The sequence below is a fragment of the Microbacterium sp. EYE_78 genome (assembly GCF_023149035.1).
Classification (GTDB): domain Bacteria; phylum Actinomycetota; class Actinomycetes; order Actinomycetales; family Microbacteriaceae; genus Microbacterium.
In genome coordinates this window covers 95,218-109,828 of the sequence record NZ_JAHXMY010000003.1, presented here as the reverse complement: position 1 = coordinate 109,828, position 14,611 = coordinate 95,218, and the positions used below count along the sequence as shown (strand labels likewise).

The 14,611-nt window shown below is 70.6% G+C and carries 15 protein-coding genes; 9 read left to right on the top strand and 6 right to left on the bottom strand.

The window, feature by feature from the left end; genetic code table 11:
* The first annotated feature begins 40 nt into the window (after positions 1-40).
* Positions 41-790: a phosphoglyceromutase gene (locus KZX17_RS14570; protein WP_248175017.1), complete on the top strand. Its 750-nt coding sequence runs from the start codon at positions 41-43 to the stop codon at positions 788-790.
* 75 nt (positions 791-865) lie between these two features.
* On the opposite strand, the gene phoU is transcribed toward KZX17_RS14570, so the two are convergent.
* Positions 866-1,537: a phosphate signaling complex protein PhoU gene (phoU, locus tag KZX17_RS14565; RefSeq protein WP_248175019.1), complete on the bottom strand. Its 672-nt coding sequence runs from the start codon at positions 1,535-1,537 to the stop codon at positions 866-868.
* A gap of 178 nt (positions 1,538-1,715) precedes the next feature.
* Here phoU and KZX17_RS14560 point away from each other — a divergent pair, with 178 nt between their 5' ends.
* Entirely contained in the window at positions 1,716-2,921 is a 1,206-nt protein-coding gene (locus KZX17_RS14560; RefSeq protein ID WP_248175021.1) for a cell wall metabolism sensor histidine kinase WalK, read from the top strand.
* Positions 2,918-3,601, top strand: coding sequence for a response regulator transcription factor (locus KZX17_RS14555; RefSeq protein WP_248175023.1), 684 nt, complete (start codon positions 2,918-2,920; stop codon positions 3,599-3,601). Before KZX17_RS14560 ends, KZX17_RS14555 begins: the two co-directional genes overlap by 4 nt.
* 54 nt (positions 3,602-3,655) lie before the next feature.
* Here the strand turns inward: KZX17_RS14555 and KZX17_RS14550 are convergent, their stop codons facing one another.
* Positions 3,656-4,177 carry a DNA modification methylase gene (locus KZX17_RS14550; RefSeq protein ID WP_248175025.1) on the bottom strand — a complete coding sequence of 174 codons (522 nt, stop codon included), beginning with the start codon at positions 4,175-4,177 and terminating at the stop codon, positions 3,656-3,658.
* Between the two features lie 145 nt (positions 4,178-4,322).
* Here KZX17_RS14550 and KZX17_RS14545 point away from each other — a divergent pair, with 145 nt between their 5' ends.
* The 3 genes from KZX17_RS14545 (at position 4,323) to ispD (ending at position 7,349) form a co-directional block, all read left to right on the top strand.
* Positions 4,323-4,805: a CarD family transcriptional regulator gene (locus tag KZX17_RS14545; protein ID WP_248175027.1), complete on the top strand. Its 483-nt coding sequence runs from the start codon at positions 4,323-4,325 to the stop codon at positions 4,803-4,805.
* A 94-nt stretch (positions 4,806-4,899) separates the two neighbouring features.
* Positions 4,900-6,174, top strand: a complete 1,275-nt coding sequence (locus KZX17_RS14540) for an acyltransferase (RefSeq protein WP_248175029.1) — start codon at positions 4,900-4,902, stop codon at positions 6,172-6,174.
* Entirely contained in the window at positions 6,171-7,349 is a 1,179-nt protein-coding gene (gene ispD, locus KZX17_RS14535) for a 2-C-methyl-D-erythritol 4-phosphate cytidylyltransferase (protein WP_248175031.1), read from the top strand. Before KZX17_RS14540 ends, ispD begins: the two co-directional genes overlap by 4 nt.
* Positions 7,350-7,353: 4 nt before the next feature.
* Here the strand turns inward: ispD and KZX17_RS14530 are convergent, their stop codons facing one another.
* The gene (locus tag KZX17_RS14530) at positions 7,354-7,827 is read right to left on the bottom strand and encodes a GNAT family N-acetyltransferase (protein WP_248175033.1); all 474 of its coding nucleotides are present in this window, start codon (positions 7,825-7,827) and stop codon (positions 7,354-7,356) included.
* Between the two features lies 1 nt (position 7,828).
* Positions 7,829-8,752, bottom strand: a complete 924-nt coding sequence (locus KZX17_RS14525) for a DMT family transporter (RefSeq protein ID WP_248175035.1) — start codon at positions 8,750-8,752, stop codon at positions 7,829-7,831.
* A 58-nt stretch (positions 8,753-8,810) separates the two neighbouring features.
* Between KZX17_RS14525 and cysS the strand changes: the two genes are divergently transcribed.
* The 3 genes from cysS (at position 8,811) to KZX17_RS14510 (ending at position 11,964) form a co-directional block, all read left to right on the top strand.
* Entirely contained in the window at positions 8,811-10,259 is a 1,449-nt protein-coding gene (cysS, locus tag KZX17_RS14520; protein WP_248175037.1) for a cysteine--tRNA ligase, read from the top strand.
* Complete coding sequence (rlmB, locus tag KZX17_RS14515) at positions 10,252-11,238, top strand: 23S rRNA (guanosine(2251)-2'-O)-methyltransferase RlmB (RefSeq protein WP_248175039.1); 987 nt, start codon at positions 10,252-10,254, stop codon at positions 11,236-11,238. The genes cysS and rlmB overlap by 8 nt, the downstream gene beginning before the upstream one ends.
* An 87-nt stretch (positions 11,239-11,325) precedes the next feature.
* A complete protein-coding gene (locus KZX17_RS14510; RefSeq protein WP_248175041.1) occupies positions 11,326-11,964 on the top strand; it encodes an NAD(P)-dependent oxidoreductase in 639 nt (212 codons plus the stop codon).
* Between the two features lie 9 nt (positions 11,965-11,973).
* Here the strand turns inward: KZX17_RS14510 and KZX17_RS14505 are convergent, their stop codons facing one another.
* Positions 11,974-13,281 (bottom strand): DUF4032 domain-containing protein, encoded by a 1,308-nt coding sequence (locus KZX17_RS14505; RefSeq protein WP_248175043.1) that lies wholly within the window; start codon positions 13,279-13,281, stop codon positions 11,974-11,976.
* Between the two features lie 80 nt (positions 13,282-13,361).
* Positions 13,362-14,465, bottom strand: a complete 1,104-nt coding sequence (locus tag KZX17_RS14500; RefSeq protein ID WP_248175045.1) for an ABC transporter ATP-binding protein — start codon at positions 14,463-14,465, stop codon at positions 13,362-13,364.
* Between the last annotated feature and the right edge of the window lie 146 nt (positions 14,466-14,611).

The window sequence follows — 14,611 nt, the reverse complement described above, 5'->3', positions numbered from 1 at the left end:
CCCCCATGATCGCACCCCGGGCGCCGGTAGGATTGCGGGCATGACAGCCCCCTACACGTTGATCCTCCTCCGCCATGGTCAGAGCGAATGGAACAAGTCCAACCAGTTCACCGGCTGGGTGGACGTCCGTCTCACCGATCAGGGCAAGGCCGAGGCCCAGCGCGGCGGCGAGCTGATCAAGGAGTCCGGCCTGACGCCCGACATCCTGCACACGTCGCTGCTGTCGCGTGCGATCCAGACCGCGAACATCGCGCTCGACGCGGCCGACCGCCTGTGGATCCCGGTCAAGCGCTCGTGGCGCCTGAACGAGCGTCACTACGGCGCCCTGCAGGGCAAGGACAAGGCGCAGACCCTCGACGAGTTCGGCGAGGACCAGTTCATGCTGTGGCGCCGTTCGTTCGACGTGCCGCCGCCGGACATCGCCGACGACGACCCCTACACGCAGATCGCCGACCCGCGCTACGCCGACATCGACGGCGACGTGCCCCGCACCGAGTCGCTGGCGATCGTGATCGACCGGCTGCTGCCCTACTGGGAGAACGAGATCGTCCCCGACCTCCGCTCCGGCAAGACCGTCATCGTCGCCGCGCACGGCAACTCGCTGCGCGCGCTGGTGAAGCATCTCGACGGCATCAGCGACGACGACATCGCCGCCCTGAACATCCCGACCGGCATCCCCCTCGTCTACCGCCTCGGCGAGGACCTGACGCCGCTCGAGCCGGCACAGTACCTCGACCCCGAGGCCGCCGCCGCCGGCGCCGCCGCGGTCGCGTCGCAGGGCAAGAAGTAACCCCGCACGCCGGGGAACGAAGAGAGCGGATGCCGACCGGCATCCGCTCTCTTCTTCGTGCAGGCTCCGGAGTGATCAGACCTCGGCGTCGGCGCCTTCGAGGTCGGCCGACCACGTGCCCGTCGCGAGGTACGAGACCTTCTTCGCGACAGACAGGGCGTGGTCGCCGAAGCGCTCGTGGTACCGGGACGCGAGGGTGGCGTCGACGGTGGCGGATGCCTCGCCCTGCCAGTTGTCGCTGAGCACCTTCTCGAAGACCGAGAGGTGGAGGGCGTCGAGCTCGTCGTCGAGGTTGTGGAGCTTCTCGGCCAGCGAAAGGTCCTCGGTGCGGAGCAGATCCGCGAGGGTGCGGGCGACCTCGGTGTCGATCTCGCCCATCTTCGCGAAGGTGCTCTTGAGTCCCTTCGGCACCGCGCGCTCCGGGAAGCGCATGCGGGTCAGCTGAGCGATGTGCTCGGCGATGTCGCCCATGCGCTCGAGCGACGCGCTCACGCGCAGGGCGGCGACGACGATGCGGAGGTCGCGCGCGACCGGCTGCTGGCGGGCGAGGATCTCGATCGCGAGTTCGTCGAGCTCGATGGCCTTGTCGTCGATCACCTGGTCGTTGTCGATGACGTCCTCGGCGAGGGCGACGTCGCTCGTGCCGAAGGCGCGGGTCGCCTTCTCGATGGCGACGGCGACGAGGTCGGAGATCTCGACGAGACGGGTCTGCACGTCCTCGAGGGACTGATGGAACACTTCGCGCATGGAGCACCTTCTCTTCGTGCGGGCGGGTGACGGGCGCGAGCTGTCGCGCGGAGACGTCGGCGATCCTCCCGCGCCAAGGTTAACGGTCGGTGCCGACACGGTGAACACTCACCCGCGCAGCCCGTTCGGGTCGCTTTCCGGCTGATGACGGCTGCGCGACCGCCCTACGCTGGAGGACATGGACTCGACGCAGCTCGCGCTGCTGGCCCTCGCCGTGGGACTGCTCGTCGGCGGCGGAGCCGTCGCCCTCGTCTTCTACGCGCTGCGCGCCCGGGAGCTCACCCGACGGGTGACGTCTGTGGAGCTGCCCGAAGGGACGGGGTCGGTCCTGCAGGCGATGGACGACGCCGCGGTCGTCGTCGATCCCTCGATGCTCATCCTCGCGGCATCCGCGACCGCCGAGGTGTTCGGCCTGCGCGTCGATGAGAGCCTGCAGGCCGACCGCCTGCGCCACCTCGCCCGCAGTGCACGGCAGACGGGCCTCCCCGCGGCCGAGAGCATGCACCTCAACCGCGGGATCGAGCCGCGCGTGGTGGCGGCGCGTGCGAGCGTCATCACGCCGCGGCTCACCCTGATCGTCATCCGCGACATCACCGAACGCGAGCGGGTGGAGCAGATGCGGCGGGACTTCGTCGCCAACACCTCGCACGAACTGAAGACCCCCGTCGGCGCGGTGACCCTGCTCGCCGAGGCGATCGAGTCGGCATCCGATGACCCGGAGCAGGTCCGTCACTTCGCCGGTCGGCTCTCCGGCGAGGCGACCCGGCTCGGGCAGCTCACCTCGCGCATCATGAACCTGTCGCGCCTGCAGTCCGCCGACGAGATCGCCGAGATGCGCGACGTCTCCGTCGACGAGGTGGTCCGTTCGGCGATCGAGTCCCAGACGATCTCCGCCGAGTCGGCGGGCATCGCCGTCGCCCGCGGTGGCGACCGCGGACTCTTCGTGCGCGGCGATCCGCAGATCCTCACCGAGGCGGTCAGCAACCTGCTGGCGAACGCCATCGCCTACTCGCCAGCCGGCGCACAGGTCGGCGTCGGGGTGCGCGTCGCCGACGGAGCCGTCGAGATCGCCGTCGCCGACCACGGGATCGGGATCCCCGAAGCCGACCAGCAGCGCATCTTCGAACGCTTCTACCGCGCCGATCAGGCCCGCTCTCGCCGCACCGGCGGCACGGGGCTCGGCCTGTCGATCGTGAAGCACGCCGTGCAGCGGCACGGCGGTTCGGTGGACCTCTGGTCACGGCCCGGTCGGGGCTCGACGTTCACCATCCGACTCCCGCTCGCCGCAGCGCCCGAGGGCGCCGTGCCGCGCAAGCCCAAGAAGACCGCGAAACCCAGCAAGGCCGCCGGCCTCAAGAGCCCGGCCAGAAAGAACGCACCATGACCCGTGTCCTGATCGTCGAAGACGAACCCGACCTCGCCGACCCGCTCGCCTACCTCCTCAAGCGCGAGGGGTTCGAGGTGGAGATCGCTGAGGACGGCGGCCTCGCCCTCGACGCCTTCACCGCCCGCGGTGCCGACATCGTGCTGCTCGACCTGATGCTGCCGGGCATGCCCGGCACGGAGGTCTGCCGCGTCATCCGCACGACCTCCAAGGTGCCGATCATCATGTTGACCGCGAAGGACAGCGAGGTCGACATCGTCGTCGGATTGGAACTCGGCGCGGACGACTACATCACCAAGCCCTACTCGTCACGCGAACTGCTCGCGCGGATGCGGGCGGTGCTGCGCCGGAGCGAGACCGACGATGTCGACCTCGACGAGCGGATCGTCCAGGGCGGGCGGGTGACGCTCGACATCGACCGACACACCGTAGCGGTGGATGGCTCGGAGATCTCCATGCCGCTGAAGGAGTTCGAACTGCTCGAGCTGCTCATGCGCAACGCGGGACGCGTGCTCACCCGCGGTCAGCTGATCGACCGCGTCTGGGGGAGTGACTACTTCGGTGACACTAAGACCCTCGACGTGCACATCAAGCGCATCCGTTCCCGCATCGAGCAGAACCCGAGCGAGCCGGTGATGCTGCTCACGGTGCGCGGACTCGGATATCGCTTCGAGGCCTGAGCGCAACGACGAAGCCCCCGCCGAGGCGGGGGCTTCGTCGTCGGTGATCCGGGGTCAGCCGGCCGGCGTCGCGGTCGGTGACGGCGTCGCAGCGGGCGTCGTGGTGGTCTCGGGCAGCGGCGTCGGGACGAGCGTCGAGTACTGCTGCAGAGTGCCGTCCAGGATCGGGACGTTCCGGACGACGCCTTCGCCCTCGCCGGACTGGAACGAGACCTCGACGTCCGAGCCCGGCTGCCCGACGTTCTCGAAGACCATGGGTGCGGTGTCGCGACCGAGGCTCACGCTCGACCGGGCGTCGACCGGGATGGACTGGGACTCGCCGTCGATCGAGACGTTCAGGATGGCCTGCTCGTCGGTGTCGTTCACGATGCCGGCGACGAAGTTGCCGAGCGTCCCGTCGGCGTCGGCGATGATGAGGGCGTTGCGCACCTTCAGGGGGCCGGACTCGGGGATGTTCACGCCGTCCGAGGCGGAGTACTGGATGGTCGTCGCCTGCGGGGCAAGCATGTTGCAGCCGGTGGCGCCGAGGACGACGGCGGTGCCCAGGGCGATGGACGCGGCGAGACGCGATTTCACGGTTCCTCCAGATGAAGCAGACGGCGACACGACCATCCTATGCCGTCGGCGTGCGCAGGCCGGGGCAGGGGGTCCGGTGCTGGGCGGCGAACTTTAGCGTATGTCGCCTGTGGTATTCTGGAGGTTGCCGAAAGGACACAACTGCATGCTTTTTGAGGTTGGCGAAACAGTCGTCTATCCGCACCACGGCGCCGCGACCATCATCGAGGTCAAGGATCGCGTCATCAAGGGCGAGACCAAGAAATACCTGAAGCTCAACGTCACCCAGGGAGACCTCATCATCGAGGTCCCTGCGGACAACGTCGATCTCGTGGGTGTCCGTGACGTGATCGGCAAAGACGGTCTCGAGAAGGTCTTCGACGTCCTGCGCGCTCCCTTCACCGAGGAGCCGACCAACTGGTCGCGTCGCTACAAGGCGAACCTCGAGAAGCTCGCCTCCGGCGACGTCATCAAGGTGAGCGAGGTCGTCCGCGACCTGTGGCGCCGCGACCAGGATCGCGGCCTGTCGGCGGGTGAGAAGCGGATGCTGGCGAAGGCCCGGCAGATCCTCATCTCCGAGATCGCCCTGGCGTTGAAGGCCGACGAGGACAAGGCATCCGCCGTCCTCGACGAGGTCCTCGCCTCCTGACCATCACGAAGAAGGGCCGGCGTCTGCCGGCCCTTCTTCGTGTGTCCGGAGGCGTGCTCCACCGGAACCCCGGCGTCCGCGCCATGATGATGCGATGACCACGCGCTCCGCGCCCGCCGTCGACCTCTCGAAGCGCGACCTCACGCTGGACCTCGCGCGCGTCGTCTGCGTGCTCTTCGTCATCGTCGTGCATCTGGTGCAGGTGGGGATCGGCCCCGGCCCGGACGGTGCGCTCGTCGCCTCTCGCCCGGCCGAGGAACAGCCGTGGTTCGACGCCGCGACGTGGGTCGGGCAGATCATGCCGCTCTTCTTCGTCGTCGGCGGGTTCGCGTCTGCGGTGGGGTGGCGCTCGTGGACCGCGAAGGGCGGCGACGCGGCGGGGTTCATCCGCACGCGGACGCTCCGCCTGGCGCAGCCCGCACTGCCGCTGTTCGTCTTCTTCGCGGTGGTCCTCGGCGGGGCGACCCTCGCCGGCGTCGCCCCGCAGCTCGTCGCCGATGCCGCCACCGGGGCAGGGTCGCCGCTGTGGTTCCTCGCCGCGTACCTGCTGTGCCAGGCGGCGGTCCCGCTGCTCGCGTCCGCGCACGAGCGCCGTCCCGTGGCGACTGTGCTGGTGCTCGCCGCTGCCGTCGTGGTCGTCGATGCGGCGCGCTTCAGCACGGGCGTCGAGCAGCTCGGACTCCTCAACCTGCTCTTCGTCTGGCCGCTCGTGCAGCAGTTCGGGTTCTGGTACGCGGACGGATGGTTCGACCGGCGGCATCCGCTGGCCCTGCTCGCCATCGCCGCGGCCGGCTACGCCCTGCTGTGGCCGCTGACGGCGTGGGGGCCGTACTCGACGAGCATGCTTGGCAACCTGAATCCGCCGACCGTCCCCCTCGTGGTCCTGGGGGTCGCACAGGCATGCCTGCTGCGTCTGGCGAAACCCGCCCTGACGCGCCTCATGCGGCTGCGCGCAATGCAGGGCATCGTCTTCGTCCTCGGCTCGCGACTGATGACGATCTACCTCTGGCACCTCCCCGTCATGCTCGTCCTCACCGGGGTGACGCTGCTCATCCCCGGGGCAGCCCCCGCGCCCGCGAGCGAGGCGTGGTGGTGGTCGAGGCCCCTGATGTTCCTCGCCGTCCTGGCTGTGCTGCTCCTCCTCTCGCTCGCGATCGCCCGGTGGGAGGCCATCGGCACGCTCGGCCCGGTGCCGCCCGGCGCCGTCGTCGCGCTCGCCTGGCTCTGCGCGTTCGCACCGCCGTTCGCGGTTATGGAATGGTTCCTCGACCTGCCGATCGCGGTGGTCGGCGCCGTCCTCCTGGCGACCGCCGTCGTTCTGCTGCGGCGCCGACCTCGGACCCCGTCCTCGGTACGCTCGGAGGCATGAGCCTCACCCCCGTCCCCCGCGTTGCTGTCATCGTCGTCGCAGCGGGATCCGGGTCGCGATTGGATGCCGGGGCTCCGAAGGCCTTCGTCGGCATCGACGGGCGGTCGATCCTCCGCCACGCGCTGGCGGGCGTCTTCGCCGCTCCGGCCGCCCAGGTCGTGGTCGTCGCTCCCGCCGACCGTGTCGGCGATGCGACGACCGAGGTCGGCGAGGCCGCGGGCGAGCGGCGCGACCTGGCATCCGTCGTCGCGGGCGGGGACACCCGGCAGGCCTCGGTCGCGGCGGGGCTGCGCGCCGTCTGGCCGGACGTCGACGTCGTCCTCGTGCACGACGCCGCGCGGGCGCTCACGCCGCCGGAGGTGTTCGAGCGGGTCGTCGCCGCAGTCGACGGCGGTGCGGATGCCGTCATCCCCGTGCTGCCCGTCGTCGACACCCTGAAGCGCGTGGACGGCCCGTCGGTGGTGGATGCGGTGGACCGGTCGGTGCTCGCCGCGGCCCAGACCCCCCAGGGGTTCCGACGGGACGCGCTGGACGCCGCATACCGTGACGCCGCCGCCGACCACACCGACGATGCGGCCCTGTTGCAGGCCGCCGGCGTGCGGGTGCGCACGGTGCCCGGCGACGAGCGCTCCTTCAAGATCACCACACAGGCGGACCTCGACCGCGCCCGCGCCCTCGTCGCCCCCGCGCCCAGCCGCCCGACGGGTGCGCCCCGCGTCGGCATGGGCACCGACGTGCACGCATTCGGGGGCGACGGGGACCTCTGGCTCGCCGGCCTCGAGTGGCCGGGGGAGCGCGCACTGTCGGGCCACTCCGACGGCGACGCCGTCGCGCACGCCATCGTCGACGCGGTGCTGGCCGCTGCGGGTCTCGGCGACATCGGGACGCATTTCGGGACGGACAAGCCCGAGTACGCCGGCGCGCACGCCGCGGCGTTCCTCATCCGCACCCGGGTGCTGGTCGCGGACGCGGGGTGGGTCATCGGGAACGTCAGCGTGCAGGTCCAGGCGAAGCGACCGCGCTTCGCGGCGCGCCGCGCCGAGGCGGAGCGCGTGCTGTCCGACGCGCTCGGAGCCCCCGTCTCGGTCAGCGCGACGACGACCGACGGCCTCGGCTACACCGGCGTCGGCGACGGGGTTGCGGCGTTCGCGGTCGCGATCGTCGTGCCGGCGTGACGGGTCAGAGCGAGCGCGTCATGAACGTCGACAGCGGGTCAGGTCGATAGTCGGCGAACGGCTCGCACTCGACGAATCCCTCGCTCGCATACAGCCCGCGCGCGGCGGCGAAGCCGGCATCCGATCCCGTCTCCAGCCACAGACGCTCGATGCCGCGTCCCGCCGCCCGAGCCATGATGTGCCGCAGGAGCGCGCGACCCACGCCCGTCCCGAGGTGGTGTTCGGCGACCCGCATCGACTTGAGCTCGCCGTCGGCGGGCGTCCAGTGCGACAGTGCGCCGATGCCGGCGAGTTCGACGCCGCGCCAGGCCGACCACACGGTCACGCGCGGGTCGCGGAGGGCTGAGAGGTCGAGGGCGTGGACGCTCTCCGCCGGGGTCTGTTCGTGCATGCCGGTGAGGTGCTGCTGCACGAGGGCGACGGTCGCCGCGCCCGTGAGGTCGTCGACGACGATGCGGAGCGGGTCGGATGCCGCCATGTCAGGCCTCCACGGCATAGGGGAGCGGATCGCGCGGTCTGCGCGACCCCCACGCGAGCGCGATCAGTCCGCCCGCGAGCACGGCGAGACCCGCGAACGCCAGTGCGGAGAGCTGCTCGCCGAGGACGCCGACGCCCAGCAGCGCAGCGGTCAGCGGCTCGCCGAGCGTGAGGGTCGCGGCGGTGGCGGCGGTGAGGCCCTGCAGCCCCCAGGTGAAGAGGACGTACGCGACGGAGATCGTCGCGAGGCCGAGCCAGAGGGCCGTGGGCCACCCACCCGGCGCGCCCAGCCACGAGAGGTCCACGAACGGGATCGCGGCGGCGCAGAGGATCGCGGAGCCGGCACCCATCGCCCCGACGACGGTGAAGGGGTCCCATCCCTCGTCGAGCAGCCGTCGCTGCGCGTTCGCGATGACGGCGAACGCGGCGCCGGCGCCGACCGCGCCGAGCAGTCCCACCGGGTCGACGCCGCCCGTGCCCGCCCCGCCCCCGATGCCGAGGAGTGCGACGCCGGCCGAGGCAGCCGCCGTCGCCGCGATCCACACCCGCGAGGGGAGTCGGCGCGTGACCGCCCATTCGAGGATGCCGGCGAGGACCGGTGCGGAGCCGAGCGCGATCACGGTGCTCACCGCGACGCCGTTCAGCTGCGTCCCCAGGAAGAACAGCGGCTGGTAGACCGAGATCGCGACGCCGGTCGCGATCATCAGGAGCACCGGCCTGGCGGTGACGGGTGGCCGCGGGCGCTGCGCGGTGCGTGCGTGGCGTGCCTCGAGGACGAAGGCGATGAGGGCGAGTCCGGCGCCGCCGATCACCATGCGGGCGACGCCGACGGAGAGGGCGGATGCCTCTTCCGGCCCGAGGGCCTTCGCGGTGCCGGTGGTGCCGAACAGGAGGGCCGCGGCGAGGACGCCGATCACATGCAGCACCCGTCCTTTCTACCGTCTCCGAGCGGGTCGCCAGGACGCCCGCCGGTAGCATGGTGCGGTGACGGTTCGGCTCTATGACACCCAGGCGCAGGCGCTGCGCGATTTCGCGCCCGCCGAGGAGGGGAACGTCACGATGTACGTCTGCGGCCCGACGGTGCAGTCCGGTCCGCACATCGGGCATGTCCGCGCCGCGCTGAGCTTCGACGTCCTCCGCCGGTGGCTGGCGCACCGCTTCGGGCGTGTGACCTTCGTGCGCAACGTCACCGACATCGACGACAAGGTGCTGGCGAACGCGACCGCGGACGAGCCGTGGTGGGCCCTCGCCTACCGGATGGAGCTCGAGTTCTCGCGCGCGTATGCCGCGGTCGGCATCCTCCCGCCGACCTACGAGCCGCGCGCGACCGCGTCGATCCCGCAGATGCAGGAGCTGATCGAGCGCCTCATCGACGCGGGGCACGCCTACGCCGCCGCGGGCGACGTCTACTTCGACGTACGCTCCTGGCCGTCGTACGGCGCGCTGACCCGGCAATCGGTCGACGCCATGGAGTCCGCCGCCGACGCCGACCCTCGCGGCAAGCGCGACCCGCGCGACTTCGCGCTCTGGAAGGGTGCGAAGGAGGGCGAGCCCGCCGATGCCGCCTGGGACTCCCCATGGGGATCCGGGCGCCCCGGATGGCACATCGAGTGCTCGGCGATGAGCCGGCGCTACCTCGGTCCCGAATTCGACATCCACGGCGGCGGCCTCGACCTGCGCTTCCCGCACCACGAGAACGAGCTCGCGCAGTCCACGGCGGCCGGCGACGGCTTCGCGCGCTACTGGGTGCACAACGGCCTGGTCACCGTCGGCGACCAGAAGATGTCGAAGTCGCTCGGCAACTTCCTGCTCGCCGAGGACGTGCTCGCCCAGTATGACCCGCTGGTGGTGCGGTACGCGCTGCTCGCCGCCCACTATCGGTCGAACCTCGATCTGTCGCCGTCCGCATTCGACGAGGCGGATGCCGCGCTCGGCCGTGTTCGCTCGTTCCTCGAGCGTGCCGGACGCCTCGACAGCCCGTTCGTCTGGTTGGCGTACCCTCCCGATGGCGCACCCGAACCTGACCCTGACGCAGCGGACGTGTTCCGCCTCCCGTCTGCGTTCGCCGACGCGATGGACGACGATCTCTCCGTCCCACTGGCACTCGCCGTCATCCATGACACGGTGCGCCGCGGCAACGCGTCGATCGATGCCGGCGAGCACGAGCAGGCGTGGATCGCCGCGTGGCAGGTCCGCGAGATGACGGGCCTGCTGGGCGTCGACCCGACCTCGACGCAGTGGCGGGCTGACGGCGACGAGGCTGTCTCGGCAGCGCTCGACCGCCTCATCACCACCATGATCGACCAGCGCGCGGAAGCCCGCGCGACCAAGGACTGGGCGGCAGCCGACCGCATCCGCGACGCGATCGCGGCGGCCGGTGTCGTCCTCGAAGACGGTCCCGCAGGGACGCATTGGAGTCTGCACAATGGCTAAGCCTGGAAACCCCTCCGCCGGACGCGGCAAGAAGGGCCCCACCAAGGGGTCCGGCGGGAAGAACAAACGCTCCCTCGAGGGGCGCGGCCCGACCCCGAAGGCCGAGGACCGCGCCTGGCACCCCGCGGGCAAGCGCAAGGCCGCGAAGGAGCGCTTCGTCGCGTCCGGCGGCAAGCCGCAGATCCGCCAGACGACTGGGGGCCGCGCGCCGAAGGCGAAGGCCGGTGACGACACCGAGACCGTCACGGGCCGCAACAGCGTGCTCGAGGCGCTTCGCGCGAAGATCCCCGCCACGGCGTTCTACATCGCCCAGCGCGTCGAGATGGACGACCGTGTGAAGGAGATGCTCTCGATCACGACGAACCGCGGCATCCCCGTGCTCGAGGTCACCCGACAGGAGCTCGACCGCATGGCCGGGTTCGACGGCGTGCACCAGGGTGTCGCGCTGAAGGTCCCGCCCTACGAGTACGCGCACCCGCAGGACCTGCTCGAACAGGTCATCGGTCGCGGTCAGCTGCCGCTGTTCATCGCCCTCGACGGGATCACCGACCCCCGCAACCTCGGCGCCATCATCCGCTCCACCGCCGCGTTCGGCGGGCAGGCGATCATCGTGCCGCAGCGGCGTTCCGCGGGCGTGAACTCCGCCGCGTGGAAGACGAGCGCGGGGGCGGCGGCCCGCATCCCCGTGGCCATCGCACCGAACCTCACCACGACGCTCAAGGAGTTCAAGAAGCAGGGCGTCTTCATCCTCGGCCTCGACGGTGGCGGTGACGTGTCGCTGCCGGCGCTCGAACTCGCCGACCGGCCCGTCGTCATCGTCGTCGGCTCCGAGGGCAAGGGGCTCTCGCGTCTGGTGACCGAGACCTGCGACCAGATCGTGTCGATCCCGATCTCGTCGGCGACGGAGTCGCTGAACGCCGGGATTGCGGCATCCGTCGCCCTCTACCAGGTGTCGTCCATTCGCGCCGCCTCGGAGTGACCTCGCTCCGAGGAGTCATGGTCGCGTACTAGGGTTCGCATAGGCAGCGCCGCCACGCTGGCGGTATCCGTTCGTGAAAGGACCGTCATGACCCGCATCGCCGTCATCGGAGGCACCGGCTACGCCGGCAGCCACATCGTCGCCGAAGCCGCCCGCCGCGGCCACACCGTTGTCTCCGTCGCCCGCAAGGTCCCGGACCAGCGGGTCGAGGGTGCGACCTACGTCGAGGGCACCATGCTCGACGCACCTGCGCTGGCAGCCGAGCTCGAGGGCGTCGAGGTCGTCGTGTTCGCGACCTCCCCGCGTGGCGACATGGTCGGCAAGATGCGGGATGCCGTGGGTGAGGTCATCCGCGCGCTGCCGCTCAGCGTGCGGGTCGGCGTCATCGGGGGAGCCGGCGGCAGTCTCGTCGCCCCCGGCGGCCCGCGCGTCATCGACAGCGGGTTTCCCGAGGAGATCAAGCCCGAGGCGATGGAGGCCATCGGCATCCTCGAAGACCTCGAGTCCGACACCACCGGTCGTGAGTGGTTCTACATCCACCCGGCAGGCGGGTTCGGTGCGTGGGCGCCGGGCGAGCGCACCGGGTCGTACCGCGACGGCGGCGACGTCATCGTCACCGACGCAGACGGCGAGTCCTTCATCTCCGGTGCCGACTTCGGCATCGCCGTCCTCGACGAGATCGAATCGCCGAAGCACCGGAACGAGCGGTTCACCGTCGGCTACTGACGGAGGGGCTCAGACGAGGTCGCGCCAGTCGACCTCGTCGGCCTCGTCATCGGGGACGGGCACGTCGGCCGTGACCACCGGCACCGCCATCGTCTCGGTCGGCGGCCCCATCACCGTCGCCTCGTCCCGGCGGTGGCGCAGCACACCGTCGATGTAGGACGACAGCACCTCGGCGATCGGGATCGATCTCCCGCGCGCCTGCGACATGTACCAGCGGTGCTCGAGCACCTGGTGGAACACCTCGGCCGGTTCGAGCTTCGCGCGAAGGTCCCACGGGATCGCCTTCACGACCGGCTCGAACACGCGGGTGAGCCACTCATGGGCGACCATCTCCTCGTCGCTGCCGAGCCGGGAGACCCGGGCGGCGAACTCGTCCATGTCGTTGAGAAGGCGACGTGCCTGGTTCTCCTCGACGTCGAGCCCGGTCAGCCGGAGCAGACGCCGCTGGTGGTGCCCGGCATCCACCACCTTCGGCTGGATGAGCACCTTCGTGCCGTCCGAGGTCTCATCGATCGACATCTCGCCGATGTCGAAGCCGAGGCTGTTGAGCTTCTGCACCCGTTCGGTGATGCGCCAGGTCTCGTTGGCCGAGAAGCTCTCGGTCTCGGTCAGGGCGCTCCACAGCGAGCGGTAGGACGACATGATCCCGTCGGCGATGGCCACGGCGTCGACACCGCCCTCGAGCCGACCGCCGGCCTCGAGGTCCATGATCTCGCCGGCGATGTTGGTCCGCGCCACGTCGAGGTCGTGTTCGCGCTGTCCGCGGGTCAGGCCGTTCTCGTGCAGCTCGCCGGTCTCGGCGTCGACGAGGTACGCGGCGAACGCCCCGGCATCCCGCCGGAAGAGCGTGTTCGACAGCGACACGTCGCCCCAGAAGAAGCCCACGTTGTGGAGGCGGACGAGGAGGGCGGCGAGGGCGTCGACGAGGCGGGTGGCCGTGTCGGGACGCAGGACTTGGGTGAAGAGGGCCCGATACGGGAGGGAGAAGCGCAGGTGCGCCGTCACCAGGGCGGCCGGGAGCGGCTCGCCCTTCGGCGGCCGACGCCCGTCGATGACCGCGACGCGGCCGACGCAGGGGACGTCGAGGCGCGCGAGCGAGCCGAGCATCTCGTACTCGCGCCGGGCCATCTCGGCGGTCGTCTCCTTCACCGCGACCACGCGACCGGAGAGGCTGGCGAAGCGCACGAGGTGGCGGGAGAGTCCCTTCGGCAGCGAGACGATCGCATCGCTCGGCCATTCACCCAGCGGGGTGGACCAGGGGAGGGCCAGCAGGCCGGCGTCGACGCTGCTGGCGGTGATGCTCAGGGAGTGGACCACGGGACGACCTCCGACTCACGCGCCGCGGCGCGGGGGGTCCGGAAGACCCACCCGCGCCGCGGTCCTGCTGATGATGACGATCAGGCCGAGACGACCGGCTTGTCGTTCAGGCGCTCGCCCGACTCGAGGTCGAAGGCGTGGATGTGGCCCGGCTTGGCAGCCAGGGTCACCGTCTCGCCCGCGTTCGGGTGGCTGCGGCCGTCGACGCGCGCCACGATGTCGGTGCGCTTGCCGTTGATGTCCGCGTGGCCGTAGAGGTAGCCGTCCGCGCCGAGCTCCTCGACGAGGTCGACCTGCACGGCCAGACCGCGACCGTCGGCGGGACCGACCTCGATGTCCTCGGGGCGGACGCCGACGGTGACCTGGCTGCCGTGTGCACGGCCGACGGTGTCGCGGTCGAGCGGGACGACCTCGGTGCCGAACTGGACGCCGCCGTCGGCGAGGTCCGCGGCGAAGAGGTTCATGGCCGGCGAGCCGATGAAGCCGGCGACGAACACGTTGTTCGGCTTCTCGTACAGGTCGCGCGGCGAGCCGACCTGCTGGAGCAGGCCGTCCTTGAGGACCGCGATGCGGTCACCCATCGTGAGGGCCTCGGTCTGGTCGTGCGTGACGTAGACCGTCGTGACGCCCAGGCGGCGCTGCAGCGACGCGATCTGCGTACGGGTCTGGACGCGGAGCTTGGCGTCGAGGTTCGACAGCGGCTCGTCCATGAGGAAGACCTGCGGCTGGCGGACGATCGCGCGACCCATTGCGACACGCTGACGCTGACCACCCGAGAGTGCCTTGGGCTTGCGGGTCAGGTACTGCTCGAGGTCGAGAAGCTTGGCGGCCTCGAGGACGCGCTGGGCGCGCTCTTCCTTGCCGACGCCGGCGATCTTCAGGGCGAAGCCCATGTTCTCGGCGACGGTCATGTGCGGGTACAGCGCGTAGTTCTGGAAGACCATCGCGATGTCGCGGTCCTTCGGGGGCACATCGGTGACATCGCGGTCACCGATGAGGATGCGGCCCGAGTTGACCTCTTCGAGACCGGCGAGCATGCGCAGCGAGGTCGACTTGCCACAGCCGGACGGGCCGACCAGGACGAGGAACTCCCCGTCACCGACCTCGAGGTTGAGCTTGTCGACCGCCGGGCGGGTGCCACCGGGGTACAGACGGGTTGCGTTGTCGAACGTGACGGACGCCATTGTTTCTTCTCCTTCACCGGCAGGTACGTGCCGGACGATCCGTAGTGAAGCGAGCGGGGGACGACCCCGCACACCCTTCATCGGGTGCGTGATCAGTATGCCACGGGACGGCGGCGCCGGGGGATGCTGCCTCGTCAGCCTTTTTC

Bases quoted from the DNA above. Each gene is read 5' to 3' on its own strand.
- KZX17_RS14555 (WP_248175023.1), top strand. From the start codon at position 2,918: ATGACCCGTGTCCTGATCGTCGAAGACGAACCCGACCTCGCCGACCCG.
- KZX17_RS14545 (WP_248175027.1), top strand. From the start codon at position 4,323: ATGCTTTTTGAGGTTGGCGAAACAGTCGTCTATCCGCACCACGGCGCC.
- KZX17_RS14570 (WP_248175017.1), top strand. From the start codon at position 41: ATGACAGCCCCCTACACGTTGATCCTCCTCCGCCATGGTCAGAGCGAA.
- KZX17_RS14500 (WP_248175045.1), bottom strand. From the start codon at position 14,465: ATGGCGTCCGTCACGTTCGACAACGCAACCCGTCTGTACCCCGGTGGC.
- KZX17_RS14560 (WP_248175021.1), top strand. From the start codon at position 1,716: ATGGACTCGACGCAGCTCGCGCTGCTGGCCCTCGCCGTGGGACTGCTC.
- KZX17_RS14540 (WP_248175029.1), top strand. From the start codon at position 4,900: ATGACCACGCGCTCCGCGCCCGCCGTCGACCTCTCGAAGCGCGACCTC.
- rlmB (WP_248175039.1), top strand. From the start codon at position 10,252: ATGGCTAAGCCTGGAAACCCCTCCGCCGGACGCGGCAAGAAGGGCCCC.
- phoU (WP_248175019.1), bottom strand. From the start codon at position 1,537: ATGCGCGAAGTGTTCCATCAGTCCCTCGAGGACGTGCAGACCCGTCTC.
- KZX17_RS14530 (WP_248175033.1), bottom strand. From the start codon at position 7,827: ATGGCGGCATCCGACCCGCTCCGCATCGTCGTCGACGACCTCACGGGC.
- KZX17_RS14510 (WP_248175041.1), top strand. From the start codon at position 11,326: ATGACCCGCATCGCCGTCATCGGAGGCACCGGCTACGCCGGCAGCCAC.
- ispD (WP_248175031.1), top strand. From the start codon at position 6,171: ATGAGCCTCACCCCCGTCCCCCGCGTTGCTGTCATCGTCGTCGCAGCG.